Origin of the sequence: Bradyrhizobium sp. WSM1253 (genome assembly GCF_000244935.1) — a bacterium.
GTDB lineage: Bacteria > Pseudomonadota > Alphaproteobacteria > Rhizobiales > Xanthobacteraceae > Bradyrhizobium > Bradyrhizobium canariense.
On sequence record NZ_JH600073.1, the window covers coordinates 4,432,014 to 4,450,236 of the forward strand.

The 18,223-nt window shown below is 64.5% G+C and carries 16 protein-coding genes; 6 read left to right on the plus strand and 10 right to left on the minus strand.

Features of this window, described 5'->3' with window-relative positions; translation table 11 throughout:
- Positions 1-114: 114 nt before the first annotated feature.
- Both BRA1253DRAFT_RS22445 and BRA1253DRAFT_RS22450 read right to left on the minus strand, forming a co-directional pair.
- Positions 115-1,947, minus strand: coding sequence for a caspase family protein (locus BRA1253DRAFT_RS22445; RefSeq protein WP_007598113.1), 1,833 nt, complete (start codon positions 1,945-1,947; stop codon positions 115-117).
- 180 nt (positions 1,948-2,127) lie between these two features.
- Complete coding sequence (locus BRA1253DRAFT_RS22450) at positions 2,128-2,556, minus strand: GFA family protein (protein WP_007598114.1); 429 nt, start codon at positions 2,554-2,556, stop codon at positions 2,128-2,130.
- A 94-nt stretch (positions 2,557-2,650) separates the two neighbouring features.
- Here BRA1253DRAFT_RS22450 and BRA1253DRAFT_RS22455 point away from each other — a divergent pair, with 94 nt between their 5' ends.
- The 3 genes from BRA1253DRAFT_RS22455 (at position 2,651) to BRA1253DRAFT_RS22465 (ending at position 5,742) form a co-directional block, all read left to right on the plus strand.
- Complete coding sequence (locus BRA1253DRAFT_RS22455; RefSeq protein ID WP_007598116.1) at positions 2,651-3,025, plus strand: nuclear transport factor 2 family protein; 375 nt, start codon at positions 2,651-2,653, stop codon at positions 3,023-3,025.
- Between the two features lie 191 nt (positions 3,026-3,216).
- Entirely contained in the window at positions 3,217-4,086 is an 870-nt protein-coding gene (gene bla / locus BRA1253DRAFT_RS22460; protein WP_007598118.1) for a class A beta-lactamase, read from the plus strand.
- A gap of 48 nt (positions 4,087-4,134) precedes the next feature.
- A complete protein-coding gene (locus tag BRA1253DRAFT_RS22465; RefSeq protein WP_007598122.1) occupies positions 4,135-5,742 on the plus strand; it encodes a Na+/H+ antiporter in 1,608 nt (535 codons plus the stop codon).
- 26 nt (positions 5,743-5,768) lie between these two features.
- Here BRA1253DRAFT_RS22465 and BRA1253DRAFT_RS22470 read toward each other — a convergent pair whose 3' ends face one another.
- The 6 genes from BRA1253DRAFT_RS22470 to BRA1253DRAFT_RS22495 form a co-directional block, all read right to left on the minus strand.
- Complete coding sequence (locus tag BRA1253DRAFT_RS22470; RefSeq protein WP_007598123.1) at positions 5,769-6,590, minus strand: N-acetylmuramoyl-L-alanine amidase; 822 nt, start codon at positions 6,588-6,590, stop codon at positions 5,769-5,771.
- A gap of 3 nt (positions 6,591-6,593) precedes the next feature.
- The gene (locus tag BRA1253DRAFT_RS22475) at positions 6,594-7,931 is read right to left on the minus strand and encodes a Rieske 2Fe-2S domain-containing protein (RefSeq protein ID WP_007598124.1); all 1,338 of its coding nucleotides are present in this window, start codon (positions 7,929-7,931) and stop codon (positions 6,594-6,596) included.
- An 85-nt stretch (positions 7,932-8,016) separates the two neighbouring features.
- Positions 8,017-8,913: a TauD/TfdA family dioxygenase gene (locus BRA1253DRAFT_RS22480; protein WP_007598126.1), complete on the minus strand. Its 897-nt coding sequence runs from the start codon at positions 8,911-8,913 to the stop codon at positions 8,017-8,019.
- Positions 8,914-9,047: 134 nt separating this feature from the next.
- Positions 9,048-10,331, minus strand: coding sequence for a flavodoxin-dependent (E)-4-hydroxy-3-methylbut-2-enyl-diphosphate synthase (ispG, locus tag BRA1253DRAFT_RS22485; RefSeq protein WP_007598128.1), 1,284 nt, complete (start codon positions 10,329-10,331; stop codon positions 9,048-9,050).
- Positions 10,332-10,343: 12 nt separating this feature from the next.
- Positions 10,344-11,297: a DMT family transporter gene (locus tag BRA1253DRAFT_RS22490; protein WP_007598130.1), complete on the minus strand. Its 954-nt coding sequence runs from the start codon at positions 11,295-11,297 to the stop codon at positions 10,344-10,346.
- 36 nt (positions 11,298-11,333) lie between these two features.
- On the minus strand, positions 11,334-11,828 hold the full coding sequence (locus BRA1253DRAFT_RS22495) for a Fur family transcriptional regulator (RefSeq protein ID WP_007598132.1): 495 nt from the start codon (positions 11,826-11,828) through the stop codon (positions 11,334-11,336).
- Between the two features lie 157 nt (positions 11,829-11,985).
- On the opposite strand from BRA1253DRAFT_RS22495, the gene BRA1253DRAFT_RS22500 reads away from it, so the two are divergent.
- From BRA1253DRAFT_RS22500 to BRA1253DRAFT_RS22510, 3 genes are read left to right on the plus strand one after another with little or no spacing between them, the layout of a single operon-like run.
- A complete protein-coding gene (locus BRA1253DRAFT_RS22500; protein ID WP_007598134.1) occupies positions 11,986-12,468 on the plus strand; it encodes a MarR family winged helix-turn-helix transcriptional regulator in 483 nt (160 codons plus the stop codon).
- Complete coding sequence (locus BRA1253DRAFT_RS22505; RefSeq protein ID WP_007598136.1) at positions 12,461-13,636, plus strand: HlyD family secretion protein; 1,176 nt, start codon at positions 12,461-12,463, stop codon at positions 13,634-13,636. The genes BRA1253DRAFT_RS22500 and BRA1253DRAFT_RS22505 overlap by 8 nt, the downstream gene beginning before the upstream one ends.
- A gap of 16 nt (positions 13,637-13,652) precedes the next feature.
- On the plus strand, positions 13,653-15,209 hold the full coding sequence (locus BRA1253DRAFT_RS22510) for an MDR family MFS transporter (RefSeq protein ID WP_007598138.1): 1,557 nt from the start codon (positions 13,653-13,655) through the stop codon (positions 15,207-15,209).
- A 174-nt stretch (positions 15,210-15,383) separates the two neighbouring features.
- On the opposite strand, the gene BRA1253DRAFT_RS22515 is transcribed toward BRA1253DRAFT_RS22510, so the two are convergent.
- Together BRA1253DRAFT_RS22515 and BRA1253DRAFT_RS22520 are read right to left on the minus strand one after the other, a co-directional pair.
- The gene (locus BRA1253DRAFT_RS22515; protein ID WP_245285954.1) at positions 15,384-16,358 is read right to left on the minus strand and encodes an ecdysteroid 22-kinase family protein; all 975 of its coding nucleotides are present in this window, start codon (positions 16,356-16,358) and stop codon (positions 15,384-15,386) included.
- A 163-nt stretch (positions 16,359-16,521) separates the two neighbouring features.
- Complete coding sequence (locus BRA1253DRAFT_RS22520) at positions 16,522-18,213, minus strand: methyl-accepting chemotaxis protein (protein ID WP_007598141.1); 1,692 nt, start codon at positions 18,211-18,213, stop codon at positions 16,522-16,524.
- Positions 18,214-18,223 lie beyond the last annotated feature (10 nt).

The following is an 18,223-nucleotide window of genomic DNA, read 5'->3' on the forward strand; positions in this document are numbered from 1 at the left end:
CCAGGACCCATTGCCACCGGCCGTGGTTTTGCGAAGACTGGTGGTTGGCTCCTCGGCGCCGCAACTTCTCCCTGGGGTAATGGGTCCTGGCTTTCGCCAGGACGACATTGGGAGTTAATTACACACCTCGGCATTGGCATCGTTGCCGGGGCCGCCGCCGCCGCGATATTCGAGATGGCAGCCGCGGTTGACCGGACGGCAGCCGGCGCTATTGCAGAATAGCTGTCCGCCGCTCGAGCGGCGGCTGGCGCCAGCGGCAGCAGCGATGCCCGCAGCGCCACCAAAGCCGCCGGCCGCTCCGGCAGCCTCACCGCCGGCTTGACGACGCTGCCGCGCGGGACGCTCGTCGCCATCGTCACGCTTTGCGGTCGCAGGCTTGGCGGTCGCAGGCTTGGCGGCACGCTGCTTCTCGCACTCGTTGTCGTCGTTGACCGCATAACCATCACGGCAGACGATCTTGGTGCATTTGTCGCCGTCGGTCTTGAAGCCGTGCTCGCAAACCAGCGGACAGACGCGCGACTGCTTCGACTTGACCGTGTCGAGCGCATCGGTGCTCGCCACCTTCACGTCGAGCTTGGTGCCGGCATAACGGTTGAACTGCGACAACGAGCGCTGCGCGGACGCGGTCCAGTTGCCGTCGGCGGCGCCGGAGAAGCAGCCGACGCGGCCGAGTTCGGTCTGCACCGAGCGGCTGAGATCGGCCGGCGCGGTGGCCGGCGTCAGCGACGCGACGTTTGTGCCGGCGGGGCTCGCCGTGGTGGCTGGCGCCGCACTCGGCGCCGCGGCGGCGAGATTGACGCGCTGCTGCTCGGCGGCGGCCGCCTGCTGCTGCGCCTGCTCCTTGGCCCTTTGCGCCGCAAGCTGTACCTGCTCGGCGGCCTTCGCATCGGCGACTGCCTTGGCCTGCGTATCCTTCTGCGCGCCAAGTGCGGCAAGACGATCGCGCTCGGCCTCGGCCTGCTTCGCCTTCTCGGTGGCCGCCGCATGAGCCTGCTCGGCGCCGATTTTTTCGAGCTGAAGCTTGGCAAGGCTCGCATAGAAGCCGTCGGAATGCTGGGCAAGGAACGCCTCCCATGCCGGCCTGTTGCCGACCTGGAGCGCGAGTTCGTAATCGCGGCGGATGTCGGCTTGCGGGTTCGGCGCGGGCGCGGCGGGAGCCGCAGCCGTCACCTTGACCGGCACCAGCGGCACGTCCTCGCCGCCGAGCGAGCCATAGACGAACGGCTCCTGCTTGTTACCTGTCGACTTGAGCACGTCGTCGCGCACGAAGCCGAAGGCGCGGCGGACGTCGAGGCCCGGCGTCGTCAGATGCTTGGACAGCGCCACGGTGAAGGGGCTGTTCGCACCGTCGCCATCCTGCGCCGTGAAGCCGGCCTTGGCCGAATAGGCGATCAGCGTGTTGGGGCTGGTCGGCTCGACCTGGGCGAGGCCGCGGCCGATGCCGCGCGACGCGACCGTGCGCTTCATGGTCTTGCCGAACGGATTGTCACGGCAGGCGTCCAGGATCACCAGGCGAAGCTGCTTGGCCGGTTCGACCGCGACCAGGACGCGGTCGAGGGAGAGCGCCTCGTCAAAGACGTCGGTGTCACGCTCCAGCTTGGCGTCGACAGGGATCAGATAGTTCGAGCCTTCGACCTCGATGCCGTGGCCGGCATAATAGACCACGGCGATATCGGCATCGCGGGTCCCGTCGGCAAATTCGCGCAGCACGCGTCGGGTTTCCTGCGCCGTCAGGTCGTGCCGGGAATCGACGATGTCGAACCCGGCCTCCTTCAGCGTCCGGGCCATCACCGAACCGTCATTGACGGGGTTCGTCAGCGACGGCGCATGCTGGTAGGCGGAGTTGGCGATCACCAGCGCGACGCGCTTTCCGGCGAAAGCGGGCCCGGTGCCGAATAGCAGCGCGACGGCGAGGAGAAGGGGGCAAAGTCTGAGCAATTTGCGCATGACACGACTTCCGGGTTCAGGGCCGTTCGAGCCCCTTTGGGACGGCTTTAGCAGGGTCCGTCGCGGACGCTTGTGACGGAGGTCACGAAGGTGGTGCCAGCGGCAGGCCGAAAGGCCCCTTTTGTTTGTCGCGCCAGTCCGGCCGCGGTTCGCCGAGAAACGAGTGCACAGCAGATTCCCTCAGGCATCTCCCACGTGGCCCCGATATTGCGGCAGATTATCCGTAATCTCGTGCCAAGGCGCCTTCGAGCCCACGAAAATGTGGGCGCTCGGTCGGATCGAGGGGGCATCGACCAGGGTTCCCATGGCGACATGGACCCATTTTCCCTCGCGCACCCGGGAATAAAGCAGCGAGCCGCAGCGGGCGCAGTGGGCGTCATGGGTGGTGTCGTCGCCGTAGATGGTGCGCTGGTTCTCGCCGCTGACGATGCGGAGCTTGCCCTGCTCGATACCGGCGAACGGCTTGAAGGCGGCGCCGGTGGTGCGGCGGCAATCCGAGCAGTGGCAGTTCATCGCATAAGAGAACGCGTCCGCCACCTCGTAGCGCACGGCGCGGCAGTAGCATTCGCCGACCAGGATACGAGCGTTCGAATTCTCTGATCCGGTCATCACAGTGTCCTCGCGCAAATGGTACGCACTCCCATAGCGCATTTTGACGTGTACGACTAAGTTCGCCCCGAGCCATCATTCAAAGGGATGACCCATGAGCCAGAACCGTTCGAGTGTCGAAGCCGTCGTGCAATCCTATTTCGACGGACTTTATGAGGGCGATGCCGAAAAGCTCGGCGCCATCTTCCATCCCTCCGCCGATTTGCGCTGGGTCGAGAAGGGTGAGCTGCAGGTGCTGACCGTGCCGGACTGGCTCGACCGCGTGCGCAAGCGTCCCTCCGGCAAGGCCGAAGGCAAGCCGCGCGAGGATTTCATCGTCACGATCGACCGTTCCGACGACAAGACCGCCTTCATCAAGGTCCGATGCCAACTGCCGCCGCGTTTTTTCACGGACTATCTGGTGGCGATGAAGCTCGCCGACGGCTGGCAGATCGTATCGAAGTCTTATCGGTATGATCTGCGGGAGTGAGGGGGGCCTAATCTTCCGCTGCCCGAAATCGGGCGCACTCGTCCCACATCCTCCGTCGTTGCGAGCGCAGCGAAGCAATCCAGAGTCTTTCCGCGGAGGCAGACTGGATTGCTTCGCTGCGCTCGCAATGATGATGCGGATGGAGTGCATGCCGCATCTCCACCCCGCCCGCCTCGCTCAAAAGGTTCCCCATGCTTCTCGACCGCCGTTCGCTGCTTGCCTCGCTGTGCTGGATTGCCGCCTCTCCCGCGCTCGCCGCGGACGCGCTACCTGAACTCGAAGCCTATGAGCGCGAGAGCGGCGGCCGGATCGGGGTCTATGCCGAGAACCTCGCGACCGGCGCGAAGCTCGCATGGCGCGCCGACGAACGGTTCGTCATGTGCTCGACATTCAAGGCTTCGCTCGCGGCCTGCGTACTGGCGCGGGTCGATCGTGGCGAGGATCAGCTTGCGGCCATGATCCCGTACGGCAAGGCCGACCTGCTGGAGTACGCACCGGTCGCCAAGCAAAACATTGCCGCCGGCGCAATGTCGGTCACCGAGATGTGCAAGGCGATCGTCGAGCTCAGCGACAACACCTGCGCCAATTTGCTGCTGGCGCGGATCGGCGGTCCCGCCGCACTCACCGCGTTCTGGCGGTCGCTCGGCGACACCACCTCACGGCTCGACCACAACGAGCCCGAGCTCAACCGCTCACCGCCCGGCGATCCCCGCGACACCACGACGCCGGCGGCGATGGCAGGCAATCTGCGCCGGCTTGTGACGGGCGAGGCGCTGTCGGCGACCTCGCGTGCGCAGCTCACGGACTGGCTGGTGGGTTGCAAGACCGGCGCGAACCGGCTGCGCGGCGGGCTTCCCGCAAGCTGGAAGATCGGCGACAAGACCGGCAACAACGGCAAGGACGCCTCGGGCGACATCGCGGTGGCCTGGCCCAAGCCCGATACGAAACCCGATGCCCCGATCCTGATCGCGGCCTATACCCAGGGCGGCACGCCGAGCGCGGCACAGATCGAAGCCGTGTTCGCACGCATCGGGCACATCGTGGCCGAGCGGCTGGCGTAAGCCGCACGCATTGACCTTGCGGCCGCTTCCGGGTGAAGACAGATCATCATGGAAGCGAAATTTCAGACCTTTCTCATCCTACTCGCCGTGCTGGCGGGCACCGCGCTTGTCGCCCGCCGCTTCAACATCGCGCCTGCCATTCTGCTGATGCTCTCCGGCGTCGGCCTCGCCTTCGTGCCGGGCATGCCACCGGTCGAACTACCGCCGGAACTGGTGCTACTGATGGTGCTGCCGCCGCTGATCTATTCGGCGAGCGTGGCGATGAGCTGGCGCGAATTCAAAAAGAATCTTCGCCCCATTGTGATGCTCGCGGTCGGCGCGGTGATCTTCACCACAGCACTGGTCGCAACCGCCACCCACTATTTGATCGGCCTGCCCTGGACGATCGGCTTCCTGCTCGGCGCCATCGTCGCGCCGCCCGACGTGGTGGCGCCGCTCGCGATCGCGCGCCGGCTGCATCTGCCGCGCAGGCTCATGGTCATTCTCGAAGGCGAAGGGCTCGCGAATGACGCCACCGCGCTGATCCTCTATCGGTTCGCGCTCGCCGCAATCATGGTCGGGCATTTCTCGCTGCCTCTGGCAGGCGGCGAGTTCCTGCTCATCGTCGCCGGGGAGATCGCCTTCGGCATTGGTGTCGGCTGGCTCTCCCTGCGTTTCCGCAAATGGTCGGGGGATCCGCAGGTCGAGCTGACGCTGTCGCTGATCACGCCCTACGTGTCCTATTGGCTGCCCGAACATCTCGGAGGCTCCGGCGTGATCGCCACCGTTGCCTGTGGCCTCTATGTGAGCTGGAACGGCCCGCTGCTGATCTCGGCATCGACGCGCCTGCAAGGAATCTTCTTCTGGGACCTCGTGATCTATCTGATTGAGGGCTTGCTGTTCCTGCTCACCGGATTCCAGATGCGCGCGCTCTACGAGAAGTCGAAAGCGTTCCCGCTCGACGACATCATGATTGCGACCGCCGTGGTGCTGGCGGTCGTCGTGATCGCACGCTTCGCCTGGCTCTATCCCGCGACCTATCTGCCACGAATGCTCAGCAAGTCGCTGCGTGCGCGCGATCCGTCACCGCCATGGCAATGGCCGTTCGTGCTTGCGTTCACCGGCGTGCGCGGCGCGGTGTCGCTGGCGGCGGCACTGGCGCTGCCGTTCACGCTGCCGGGCGGCGAGGCCTTTCCGTTTCGCGACCTGATCCTGTTCGTTGCCTTCGGTGTCATCTTCATCACGCTGATCGGCGTCGGCCTCACACTGCCCCCGGTGGTGCGTTGGCTCGGTGTCGCGGACGCCGGCCGCAGCGAGCATGCCGCCGAGCACGAGTCCGAGATCGCGGCACGGCGCCAGGCCCTCGATGCCGCCCTGACGTCGCTCGATGCGCTGACCGAGGAGAAGGACGTGTCGGACGAGGTGATGCGGCTCCTGCGCGCCCGCCACGAGATCCGGGTCAACCAGCTGCCCGATTCGCTCGATCCCACCCACCACGACGTCTCCGCCGCAGGTACCGCGCTGACCCGCGACCTGATCGCCGCCGAGCGCAAATTCATCCATGACCTGCTGCGCGACGGCCAGATCACCGACGAGACGCGCCGGAGGATCGAGCGGGATCTGGACCTGGAGGAGGCGAGTTTGGCAAACCGGGAGTACCGGGGAGGGCCGCTGTAGATTCCCGTCATTGCTGGCGGTGCAAACTACCGCCTCTCGCAAAATTCCCTCATCGCCACCGCCACGGCGCCCGCAATGATCTCCTGACGCTCCGGCGAGTTCATCGCCATTTCCTCGTCGCGGTTGATGATGGAGCCCGCTTCGAGCAGCACTGCGGCGCTACGGGTTTGCGAGAGCACGACGAGCCCGTCATAGCGGTAGACGCCGACATCCTTGTCGAGCAATTGGCGCCGGTAGCGGCCCATCACCGGCAGGCTGTATTGGCTGGCATAATGCAGGTCCTGCTCTTTCAACTGCCTGCCGATCATCCGGGCCAGCATCAAGCTTGCGGCGAAGTGCGGATTCCGCTCCGACACAAACAGAGAGTGGCCCGAAAAGCGGTCACTGAAATAGCTGTTCGCGCCGTCGAACTCCCAGGTCTCGATCAGCTTGTCCGGCACCGAATCGTGATGGATCGACAGGAAGAGATCGGCCCGGGCACCATTCGCGGTGCTGACGCGTTTGAGCAGGCTCGGCCGGGCCTTGCCGTCCGTGACGAGCAGCCGGGTCGCGGCAAAGCCTTCGGCCTTGAGCTTCGCCGTGATCAGACTTGCAAGCCGGAAGTTGAAGCCGAACTCGGTGTCGTTGCGTGCGCTCAACGCGCCGTAGGAGTCCGGGGTGTGCCCGACATCCACGACGATCCGGAATTTCGACATCTCACACTTGACCGGCGCGTGCGGCGGCTTGGGTTTCGCGATTTTCCGCGCGATCGCAGCATGGCCCTCACCTGCAGGCGCCAGCGACCATAGCAAGATCGACGCGACGAGCGTGGAGACGAGACTTGCAAGGATGCTGCGCGGCTGCCCCAAGTGCTACTCCGCTGCCGCTGTTCGCGGCCGGCCGACAAAGCCTGTGACGTCGCCGAAACGCTCCAGCATCACCGCGGAAAGGTCCTTGGCCTTGCTGGTGACGCAGGCGCCCGAGCGCACGGCGTAGCGATCCTGATGCGCGACCTGCGGCGGCGGCTCGCCCTGCTGAAGCGCTCGCGCCAGTTCCATCACGACTTTCCGGAAATGCATGATACCGAGATCGGTCGGACCGAGATGCTCGCGGGTGCGATCGGCGATGGGACCCTGGCTATCCTGTACGGCCGCGTCCTGTTCGGATACACCCTTGATGCCGGTGTAGCTCCTGGTTTTCTGCAGCTTGCGATCAATCAGATAGTCATTGCCGTTGTGGCGCAGCGGCACGTAATCGTCGCCGACCTCCGCGATCACGCCATTGCCGCGGTCAAAGGCGTCACGCTCGGCTTGCGTCAGCGGCCGCTCCGGATTCCAGGCATAGGTGTAGATCCAGCAATTGGTGTCGGTGACGGGCACGAAGGTCTGGCCAAAGATGTTCTCGCCCGGCATCGCGCTCGGGGCATAGGCGTGGAACGGCATCAGAAACTGCGCAATGCGCCAGTAGATGTCATCGCGGCCCGTGAGCCGCCCGCCGGCGATGGTGAGGCCCGCCGCGTGCGGAGCGATCTTGATCACAGGGCGCGGATCCTCCGCGATCCAGCGCATGTGATCGCTCGACATCCGCGCGATCGGATTCACGAAATGCTTCTTGATATCCAAAATCTCGTTCTCCTCCTTGTCGAAGGAGAGATGGGCGAAGGTGAAATGTGCGGTGTCGATCGAGCCTTCCAGCGCCTGCACCCAGTTGCAGTCCTGCCATTTCTTGCTGACGTAGCGGTGCGAGGCCGGCAGCAGCGCCATTTCGAGATCCGGCAGCTCGGGCATCGCATCCGCGGGACCCATATAGGCCCAGATCATCTCGCCCCATTCGCGCGCCGGATAGGATTTGATGCGGATGAGATCCTTGGCGTTGAGATCGGGATAGGAGGTCGGCATGTCGACGCACCTCCCGTCGGTGTCGAACTTCCAGCCGTGATAGACGCAGCGGATGCCGCATTCCTCGTTGCGCCCGAGCCAGAGATTGGCGCCGCGATGCGGGCAGTACTGATCGATTAATCCGACAACGCCGCGCGTATCGCGGAAGGCGAGCAGCTCCTCGCCGAGAACGATGATCTTCTTCGGCTCGCCGTCCAGTTCGGGAAGTTCTTCGGACAGAAGAACGGGAATCCAGAACCGGCGCAACAATTCGCCCATGCCCGTTCCCGGGCCCGACTCGGTCAGGAATTTGTTGTCCTCGGCGCGGAGCATGGAAAATCCTCCCGACGGTCTTTGTTTTCGGCAAGATTGGCGCGGACGCGGGAAGACGTCAACGCGGAAGCGGTGCGCAGGCGGATTAAACCGGCCGCTCCCCCTTCACCGTCACCCGTGTGCCTGAGCGCGTATGCGGCCAGTAGTCCCACATCGCACGGTGCTGGGTGCAGCGGTTGTCCCAGAAGGCGATGGCATTCTGGGTCCAGCGGAAGCGGCACTGGAACAGCGGGTTCTCGGCGTGCTGGTAGAGATAGGCCAGCATCGCATCGCTCTCGTCGCGCGGGATTCCGTTGATGTGGCGGGTGAAGCCGCGGTTGACGTAGAGCGCCTTCCTGCCCGTGACCGGATGTGTGCGCACCACGGGATGCTCGGCACTCGGATAGGAGGGACGGTCGACGACGCCGTAATTGGCGTAGAGCCCGCGATAGATCGGCTCGCCGTCATGCAACGCAGTCAGCCCGTCGAGATAGGCCTTCATCCGGTCCGACAGCGCCTCGTAGGCGGCGTACATGTTGGCGAACAGCGTGTCGCCGCCACGCGGCGGGCACTGCTTGATGTAGAGGATCGAGCCCATCGGCGGCTCGAGATCGCAGGACACGTCGGAATGCCAGCCCTCGCCGTTGGCGCGCGGCGAATTCGCATCCGCATAGATCTTCATCAGCGCCGGGTCTTCATCCTCATGCGGCGCGGCGGGATGAAAATGCAGCTCGCCGAACTTGCGGCCGAAGGCGAGATGCTGTTGTGGCGTGATGGTCTGGTCGCGGAAGAAGATGACGAGGTTTTCGGCAAGCGCGCGGTGGACCTCGTCGATCTGCCGGTTGGAGCGCGCATCGTCGGAAACGAGCTTGCCGATGTCGACGCCGGAGATTTCCGCGCCGATGATGGGCGTGAGCTTTTCGACCCGAAGCGTCTCGTAAGGCACGCCGTCGTCCGTAGCGTGGCGATAGCGCGGGCCCTGCTTGCCGGCGAGTGAGCTCATGGCGTGTCTCCCGATCGCTCTTGATTGGGGACATCGTAGCCCGGATGGAGCGAAGCGCAATCCGGGTTGAGTTCGTCAGCTTGCGAGAACCCGGATTTCGCTGCGCTCCATCCGGGCTACACGCCGCAAAAGGCCTACTCCGCCGCGGTCACCGGCACCTTGGCGCCTTGGCCGTAGCGTTGCTCGATGTAGTCGATCACGAGGGCCTTGAAGTCGGCGGAGATGGTCGGGCCGCGCAGGGTGCGGAATTTCTTGCCGTCGACGAACACCGGGGCAGCCGGCGCCTCGCCCGTGCCCGGCAGCGAGATGCCGATATTGGCGTGCTTGGATTCGCCAGGGCCGTTGACGATGCAGCCCATCACCGCGACGTTGAGCTCTTCCACGCCGGGATATTTCGTCTTCCAGGTCGGCATCTCGTCGCGGATGAAACCCTGGATCGAGCTGGCCAGTTCCTGGAACGTAGTTGAAGTGGTGCGGCCGCAGCCGGGGCATGCCGCAACCAGCGGCACGAAGGTGCGGAAGCCCATGGTCTGCAAGAGCTCCTGACCGACCTGCACCTCACGGGTGCGGTCGCCGCCGGGCTCCGGCGTCAGCGAGATACGGATGGTGTCGCCGATGCCCTGCTGCAACAGGATGCCGAGCGCGGCCGAGGACGCCACGATGCCCTTGGTGCCCATGCCGGCCTCGGTCAGGCCGAGGTGGATCGCGTAGTCGGAACGGCTGGCGAGATCCTGGTAGACCGCGATCAGATCCTGCACGGCCGAGACTTTGGCCGAGAGGATGATGCGATTCTTCGGCATGCCGAGCTCTTCGGCGCGCGCGGCCGAGAGCAGCGCGGACTGCACCATGGCTTCGCGCGTCACCGCGCGCACATCGCGCGGATCGGCGGACGCGGCGTTCTCGTCCATCAGCTTGGTCAGCAGCTCCTGGTCGAGCGAGCCCCAATTGGCGCCGATGCGTACCGGCTTGTTGTTCTTGTTGGCGATCTCGATGATGTCGGCGAACTGGGTGTCGCGCTTGTCCTTGAAGCCGACATTGCCGGGATTGATGCGATATTTGGCGAGCGCCTCGGCGCAGGCCGGATAGGCCGCGAGCAGCTTGTGGCCGATATAGTGGAAGTCGCCGATCAGCGGCGTGGTGATGCCGCGCTTGAGCAGGCCGTCGCGGATGTGCGGGACGGCGGCGGCGGCCTCCTCACGGTCCACGGTGATGCGGACCATTTCGGAGCCGGCGCGGGCGAGCGCTGCGACCTGGGCGATGGTGCCGTCGATATCGGCGGTGTCGGTGTTGGTCATCGACTGCACGACGATCGGCGCGCCGCCGCCGACGGCGACGTCGCCGACCTTGACCTGGGTGGTCTTATGCCGGGGCGCAGGGCCCGCAACGTCGGAATCGATGGTGTTTTCGAGCTTGTTCATGGCGTCCAAATATCAGGTTTTGGTGACGTTCAGCAATGCATCGCGCGGCGCCGCAGCGGATTGACTGGGACGGTTAACCAGAAAAAGCCCAGCAATGACAAGGACGGCGGCAGCCCCGAATGTCAGGTTCAGCGTGTCGTGCATGATGAAATAACTACCCACCACGCCAAACAAAGGGGTGATGAAGGTAAAAGCCGACAATTTGCTGGCCGAATAGGTCTTCACCAGCGCGAACCAAAGCGTGAACGTGGTTCCCACGACCCAGATCACCTGGAAGGCCATCAGGCCCAGCGACAGCGGCGACGGGGTGTGCGGGATGGTTTCCCCGAACAGCCAGGCGGCCAGCCCCAGGATCGGGATCGAGGTCGCGACCTGGTAGCCCAGCGCCTTCTCGGGCGCCGCGAAGCGCAGCCGGGTGCCCTTGGCAACCAGCGTGGTCGCCGCCCACAGCGCGGCGCCGCCGACGATCATGAGGTCGCCGAGCAGGACATGCGAATCGACGTTGGGCTGCGGCACCCCGATCGCGAGTGCGACACCGGCAAAGCTGATGGCGAGCCCCAGCCATTGCGTCCCCCCAAGCCGCTCGTCGAGCACCTGGTAGGAGCCGAGCGCGACGAAGAACGGCGCGGTGTAGAGGAACACGACTGCCCGCGATGCCGGTGTGAAGCGCAGGCCCTGGAAGATCAGCACGAACTCGATGCCGAACATCAGTCCCGCGATCACGCCGGGCTTCCAGGTGCCGTCGCGTTCGAAGAATTTAACGCCGCGCAAGCTGCCGATGATGAACAGCACCGGCAGCGCGCCCATCGAACGGAACGTGGCCTGAAGCATCGGCGGGATGTCCGGCAGCACCAGTTTCACCGCGATCTGGTTGAATCCCCAGGTCAGGCACAGCATGAGCATCAGGGCGATGGCGCCGGCACTGAGGGGACGACCGGCGGACGGTATGGCTTGAGGTGAGGACATTTCTTCCTGAAAAACCGGCTTTGCGCCGTTGTTGCTCTAAGCAGCTTTCTGACAATGCGCGCAGACGCCCGTGATTTCCACCACGGACAATTTGGGAGCGAAGCCTGAGCTGCGCGCGGCGGCGTTGAGGTCCTTGGCGAAGGATGCCGACGGAATCTCGCCGACCAGGCCACAGCGCTCGCAGATCAGGAACGTCACCGCCGAGGTCGCGTCGTGGTCGTGAGCGGCGCAGGCGAGATAGGCGTTGCGGCTTTCGATGCGGTGCACGAGGCCGTTGGCCATCAGGAAATCGAGAGCACGATAGACCGTGATCGGCGCCGGCCGCGGCATCGATTTCGCCAGCTCGTCGATCACCTCATAGGCGCCGAGCGGCCGGTGACTCGAGAGCAGCGCCCCCAATACATGGCGGCGTATCGGCGTGAATTTCTGCGCGCGCTCTCCGCAAACGGCCTCGGCATGCGCCAGCGCATCCGCGGTACAGCGGCCGTGATCGTGATCGGGCGCGGGAAATGCCGGTTTTGCGAGGGTCATGCGACCGGCGTTCTACCATTTCGAAAGGGGAACCCAAAGCAGGACCGGCGATGCGGCCATCAGCCATGCTCGGCCTGCGGGACAGCGTCCCGCAAACCCGCCATGAAATAATCATAAGCTTGCTTATTATATTCCAAGCTTATTGGAGACCAAGCTCATGAGCCCAGGGCCCGTGGACCAGAACTTCCTGTTTACGCTCGCCGAGCTCTATCGCCTGCTCCGGGTCTATGCCGACAAGGAAGCTTCGCGCTTCGGCATCACCCGCGCGCAATGGGCGGTGCTGGCCAAGGTCGAGCGTAGCGAAGGCATGAAGCAGTCGGAACTCGCCGAGCTTCTCGAGGTGCAGCCGATCACGCTGACACGCCTGATCGACAAGCTCTGTGACAGCGACTGGATCGAGCGACGCAACGATCCTTCGGACCGCCGCGTCAAGCGGCTGTACCTGAAGAAGGCCGGGCGGCAATTGCTCGGGCGGATGAGCGGGCTGAAATCCGAGCTCACGGCCAACGCGCTCGACGGCATCACTCCGGCGGACGCCCACCGCCTCCTCACCCAACTCGAAACAATCAAGGAAAACGTGCGGTCCGCGATCCAGACCAGCGGAGCGGAACAAGCGCGTAAGGAGCAGCGCTATGGCTGATCAGGTTCTCAAATTCCAGCCCGAGCAGAAAATCGACGGCGGCAAGCCCACCAAGAAAGCCGGCACCAATCCGCGCCGCCGCCTGGTGGCGGGCCTGCGCCGTTATCGCCGCGTCCTGCTTCTGGTCGTGCTGCCGATCGTCGTCGCAGTTGCCGGCTTCACTTTCTATCTCAACGGCGGCCGTTACGTCGGCACCGACGACGCCTATGTCGGCGCGCAGAAGGTGCTGGTGACGCCCGATATCTCCGGCAAAATCCAGAAGGTTGTCGTCAAGGAGGGCCAGATCGTCAAGCACGGCGACGAGCTGTTCGAGATCGACCCCGCTCCGTTCCGTCATGCGCTGGAAGAAGCCAAAGCGCAACTCGCCCAGGCCCGCATCACCTATGACAATCTCGTTGCCAACATCAAGATCTACGGCGACATGCTCAACCTCGCCCAGCAGGGCGTCGACCTGAAGCAGCGCGACGTCGAGCGCAAGCAGGCGCTGGTAAAGAACAATTACGGCTCGCAGCTCGATCTCGATAACGCGTCGAATGCGCTGGTGACCGCCGGCGCGCAGGCGCAATACATCAAGCAGCAACTCTCCAATGCCAAGACCCAATTGCTCGGCAATCCCGAGTTGCCGCTGGAGCAATTCCCCGCCTACGCGCAAGCCAAAGCCAAGCTGGACGATGCCCAGCGCAACCTCGACCACACCGTGCTGCGCGCGCCGATGGATGGCGTGGCAACCCAGGTCGAACAGATTCAGCTCGGCCGCTACGTCGCCGCCGGCACGCCGGTGTTCTCCATCATCGACGTCGCCCATCCCTGGGTCGACGCCAATCCGAAGGAGAGCGACCTCACCTATGTCACCGAAGGACAGCCGGTCACGCTCGAGGTCGACGCGTTCCCGAACCATCTCTTCAAGGGCAAGATCGGCTCGCTCTCGCCCGGCACCGGCGCGCAATTCGCGATCCTGCCGCCGCAGAACGCCAGCGGCAATTTCGTCAAGGTGGTGCAGCGCGTGCCGATCCGCATCTATTTCGATGAGAGCGACAAATACGTGCGCAAGCTGAAGGCCGGCATGAGCGTCTACGCCACCATCGACACCGGCCACCGGCGCTCGCTCGCCGGCCTGCTCGGCCTGTCGGCGACCGCGAGCCAAGACAAAGATTCGGACAAAGACTGAGACAAGGACTGATCCGATGTCCGGCCCCAATGCCCATTTGATGGTTCCCGGCCTGCGCCGGAACATGGTGACGATCTGCGCCATGACGGCAACCATCATGCAGGCGCTGGACACCACCATCGCCAACGTCGCCCTGCCCTATATGCAGGGTACGCTGTCGGCTTCGCAGGACCAGATCAACTGGGTGCTGACCTCCTACATCGTCGCCGCCGCGATCATGACGGCACCGGTGGGCTGGATCGCCAACCGCTTCGGCCGCAAGCGCATCTTCATCATCTGCTCGGCCGGCTTCACCATGGCATCGGTGCTGTGCGGGCTTGCGCAGGACATCAACCAGATGGTGCTGTTCCGCCTGCTGCAAGGCGTGTTCGGCGCGGCGCTAGTGCCATTGTCGCAATCGGTGATGCTCGACTATTACACGCTCCAGGAACGCGCCAAGGCGATGTCGATCTGGGGCATGGGCGTGATGATGGGGCCGATCATGGGCCCCTCGCTCGGCGCCTGGCTGACCGAGACTTATTCCTGGCACTGGGTGTTCTTCGTCAATCTGCCGTTCGGCGCGATCACCGTGATCGGGCTGATCATCTTCATGGACGAGACGCGGAAAGATCTCAGTCTCAAGTTCGACTGGTTCGGCTTCGCGGCGCTGGCGGTCGCGATCGGCTCGCTTCAGCTCGCGCTCGACCGCGGCGAGCAATTGGGCTGGCTCGAATCGGGTGAGATCCTTGCGGAGTTCATCGTCTCGGCCGTCGCCTTCTACTTCTTCATCGCCCACTCCTTCACCACCTCGACGCCGTTCATCCGCTTCGCGCTCTTCAGGGATCGCAACTTCGTCACCGGCTGCATGTTCATGGTCGTGATGGGGCTCGTGCTGTTCTCGACCATGGCGCTGGCCTCGCCCTATATGCAGAACGTGATCGGCTATCCCATCATCACCGCGGGCCTGCTGCTGGCGAGCCGCGGCTTCGGCACCTTCTTCGCCATGATGCTGGTCGGCCGCATGATGCGTTATGTCGAGGCCCGTACGCTGATCATCACGGGCCTGACGCTGACCGCCGGCTCGCTGTTCCAGATGACCGGCTGGACCGATTTGACCCAGGTGCCGGAGATCGTGACCGTCAGCGTCATCCAGGGCTTCGGCTTCGGCCTTGTCTTCGTGCCGTTATCGACGGTGGCGTTCCTGACCTTGTCGAATGAGCTACGCACCGACGGCACCGCGATGCTGACCCTGATGCGCAACGTCGCGAGCTCGGTGGGCATTTCCGTCGTCATCGCCCAGCTGACGCAGGGCACGCGGCGGACCTACGCGATCCTGTCCGAGCATATCAATCCATTCAACCACGCGCTCCAGATGCCCAGCGTCAGCGGCATGATCAATCTCTCCACCGACGCCGGCCGCGCCATGGCCGATCGCATGGTCAGCGTGCAGGCGCAGATCATCGCCTTTGCGCACGACTACCAGCTGGTGATGTTCTTCATCCTCTGCACCATCCCGCTCGCCCTGCTGATCGGCTCGACCAAGGCCACCCTGCGCAAGCAGGCGGCCGGGCCGGAACATGCGGTGATGGAGTAACGTGGGTCACAACTTCCGCCGTCGTCCTGGACAAGCGCAGCGCAGATCCAGGACCCATTACCCCAGGGAGGAGTTTGGTGGTAAGTCGTGGTTACCAGCCTCGCGCCACAACCTTTCCCTGGGGTAATGGGTCCTGGCTTTCGCCAGGATGACACCGGTTTATCGCGTGAGCAGTTACAACAATTCCTCGCAACCCAAATCCTCGACCGCCATCATCACGCGCTCCAGATTATTCCACCAGACGACCTCTGGGGTGTTGACGCTCCATTGCCAAACCGGCTTCGTGATGTGCCAGAGCACCGACCAGCGATAGTCTTGGTCCAGCGCGCCGCGTGTGTAGCCGGCGACACCGTACGCGATCAGCGTCTCATAGTAGCGGTTGAGCAGCGCCCGTTCGAGTGCCTGCCGGCGTTCCGGATACCATTGGGTCGCCATCATGTAGGCGAGATCGCTCGTAGGCACACCGATGCGCCACCGGTCGAAATCAAAAATGCGTACGCTATCGGCGACGCCGGCGCGCGGCACCAGGAAATTCCAGCAATGCGCGTCGCCGTGGACGACGGTCACGTTGCGGTGCGAATGGTAGCGCTGGAGCAGGTGGCCCGACTGGTCGATGAAGCGCCGGTAGAGGATTCGGCGCTCTTCGCTGAGGCGGTCGCCGAGCAGATCGGCGAAGCGGTCGTAATGGCCGGCGAAGGTCTCCATCTGCCTCACGCTTTCGTCGACGCTTGACCAGGAGCCGACAGCCTCACCAAGGCTGGCATGATCCCACCACGCACCGTGCCAGCGCGCGAGTGCGGTGACGATCGCCGTTGCCCGATCGCGCGAAGGCGGCAGCGGCCAAGCTGCCGCGATCTCATGGCTGCCGGTGAGATCTTCGAGCAGCAGATGCCAGTCCTGGCTCTCCTCGTCGAAATGGCCATCGTAGCAGCGCGGTACGATCTGCGACGGCATATTCGGTGCAAGATGAGTGTAGAAGGCCACTTCCTGCCGACCGGAATTGGCCAACGTCTTGGCGTAGGTCGGATGCGGCATCTTGAGGATCACGGAGGGCGGTGCCCCGGCGGATTCCCCGACATAACGCAGCCCAAGGCGGATGACCTGTGACACCATGGCCGGGTGCTGATGCAGCACCTTCACTTCGCGCACTGCGCCGGCGTCCAGTACGCCACTCCTACGCAGCGCAGCTGTCAGTTGGGCGGGCTCAACGACCGCCGGCAATTGTGGAGGTGTCATGAACCACGATGCCCCTGTCCCGCGTCATACTGCACGATCACGGCCGCAGGCGCCAGCGAACGACGTCGCGCCCGGCTCAGGCCGCCGCTGTCGAGTCGCGCACCGTCCGGACCACGACCGACCGGAGCTGTTCGAGATTGGCCGCCATGCCGGCGATCGCCTGCCTGACCTCCGCGGCGCGCTCGTTCACGGAGGCGGCGTCGCGGCTGACATCACCGATCTTGGCCGAGACCTCCTTGGCCGCGGAAGCCGATTCGGAGATCGACCGCGTGATCTCTCGCGTCGCGGCGTCCTGCTCTTCCATCGCGGCGGCAACCGAGGTGGCGACGCCGTCGATCTCGACGATGTGGCCTCCCATGGTTTCGACGGCATCGACTGCGGCCTGCGTCGAGGCCTGGATCTCGGCAATCAGCCGCGCGATCTCCTCGGTGGATTTGGCGGTCTGGTCGGACAGGGATTTCACTTCGGCGGCGACCACCGCGAAGCCACGGCCTGCCTCCCCGGCCCGCGCCGCCTCGATCGTGGCGTTGAGTGCCAGCAGATTGGTCTGGCCGGCGATGCCGCCGATGAGGTCGGAGACCTCGGCGATCTTCTTCACCGATCCAGCCAGCGTCTGGATGGTCGAGCGCGCCTGTTCCCGACCGGCGACCGCCGATTTTGTAACCGTGCTGGTCCGCGCGACCTGGGTTGCGATCTCGCGGATCGAAGCACTGAGTTCTTCCGCTGCGGCCGAGACGGTCTGCGAGCTGCCGAGGGCCTGGGTCGAGGCGGCTGCGACCGCCTGCGACTGTGTCGAGAGCGACCTTGCGATCTCGGACAGACTGGAGGCGGCACGCTCCACGCCTTGCGTCGCCGCGCTCGCGGTGTCGACCGAGCGGCCGGTCTCGCGCTCGACGGTTTCGGCCATCTGGTGCAGGGCCCCGCGCTTGGCGAGCGCCGCCTCATGCTCCTTCTGCAACTGCTCCTCGCGCAGCCGGGAATTCTCGACCGCCGCCTGCTTGAACACCAGGAGCGCGCCCGCCATCGAGCCGACCTCGTCCTGCCGATGCGCGAAAGGAATGTCGGCGGCGAGATCGCCGGTCGCGAGCTTTTGCATCGTGCTGGTCATGCGCACGATCGGGCGCATCACGCCGAGAGCGACGCCGAGCAGGCCCGCCGCAATGAAGGCGAGGACGGCGGCGGAGACGCCGAGGAGGATATAAAGCATGGAGCTGTCGCGGTCCGCGGCCAGCTTCTCCATGTCGGCATTCTGCTTGTTGGCGCTCTCGACGATGCTGTCGATGACGGCGCGGTGCGCGGTGTAGGCATCCTTGAGCTGCGCGTAGGCGCGCTCGGAGCCGGCCGTGTCCTTGGACTTGAGGGCGGGGAGGAGCTGGTCGGACAACAGCTTCCAGAACTTCTGCACCTCGGCGTCGGATTTCGACACCAGGGCCGTCTTCAGGTCGGCCGAGAGGCTGGAGGTGACCCAGAATGCCTTGCGCTCGTCGTAGTCCTTGCGGAGCTGGACCAGGCGTTCGCCATGGGCCGCAAGCTGGTCGGGCTCGCGCATGGCGAGCGTGGCCTCGAGATAGGCCTCGATCACATATTCCGGCGGCGGCAGAATGTCGGCGATGAGGTCATTGCCCAGCTTGATGTCGGAATAGAGCGGACCGCCGACCTTGAGCTCTTTCAAGGCGTAAAGGCTGGTGGAGACCACGGCGGTGAAACCGATCGCCAGAACGACGCCGAAAGCAATGATTGCGGAAGAAAGCGAAAGGCGAATTTTCATGGAATAATCC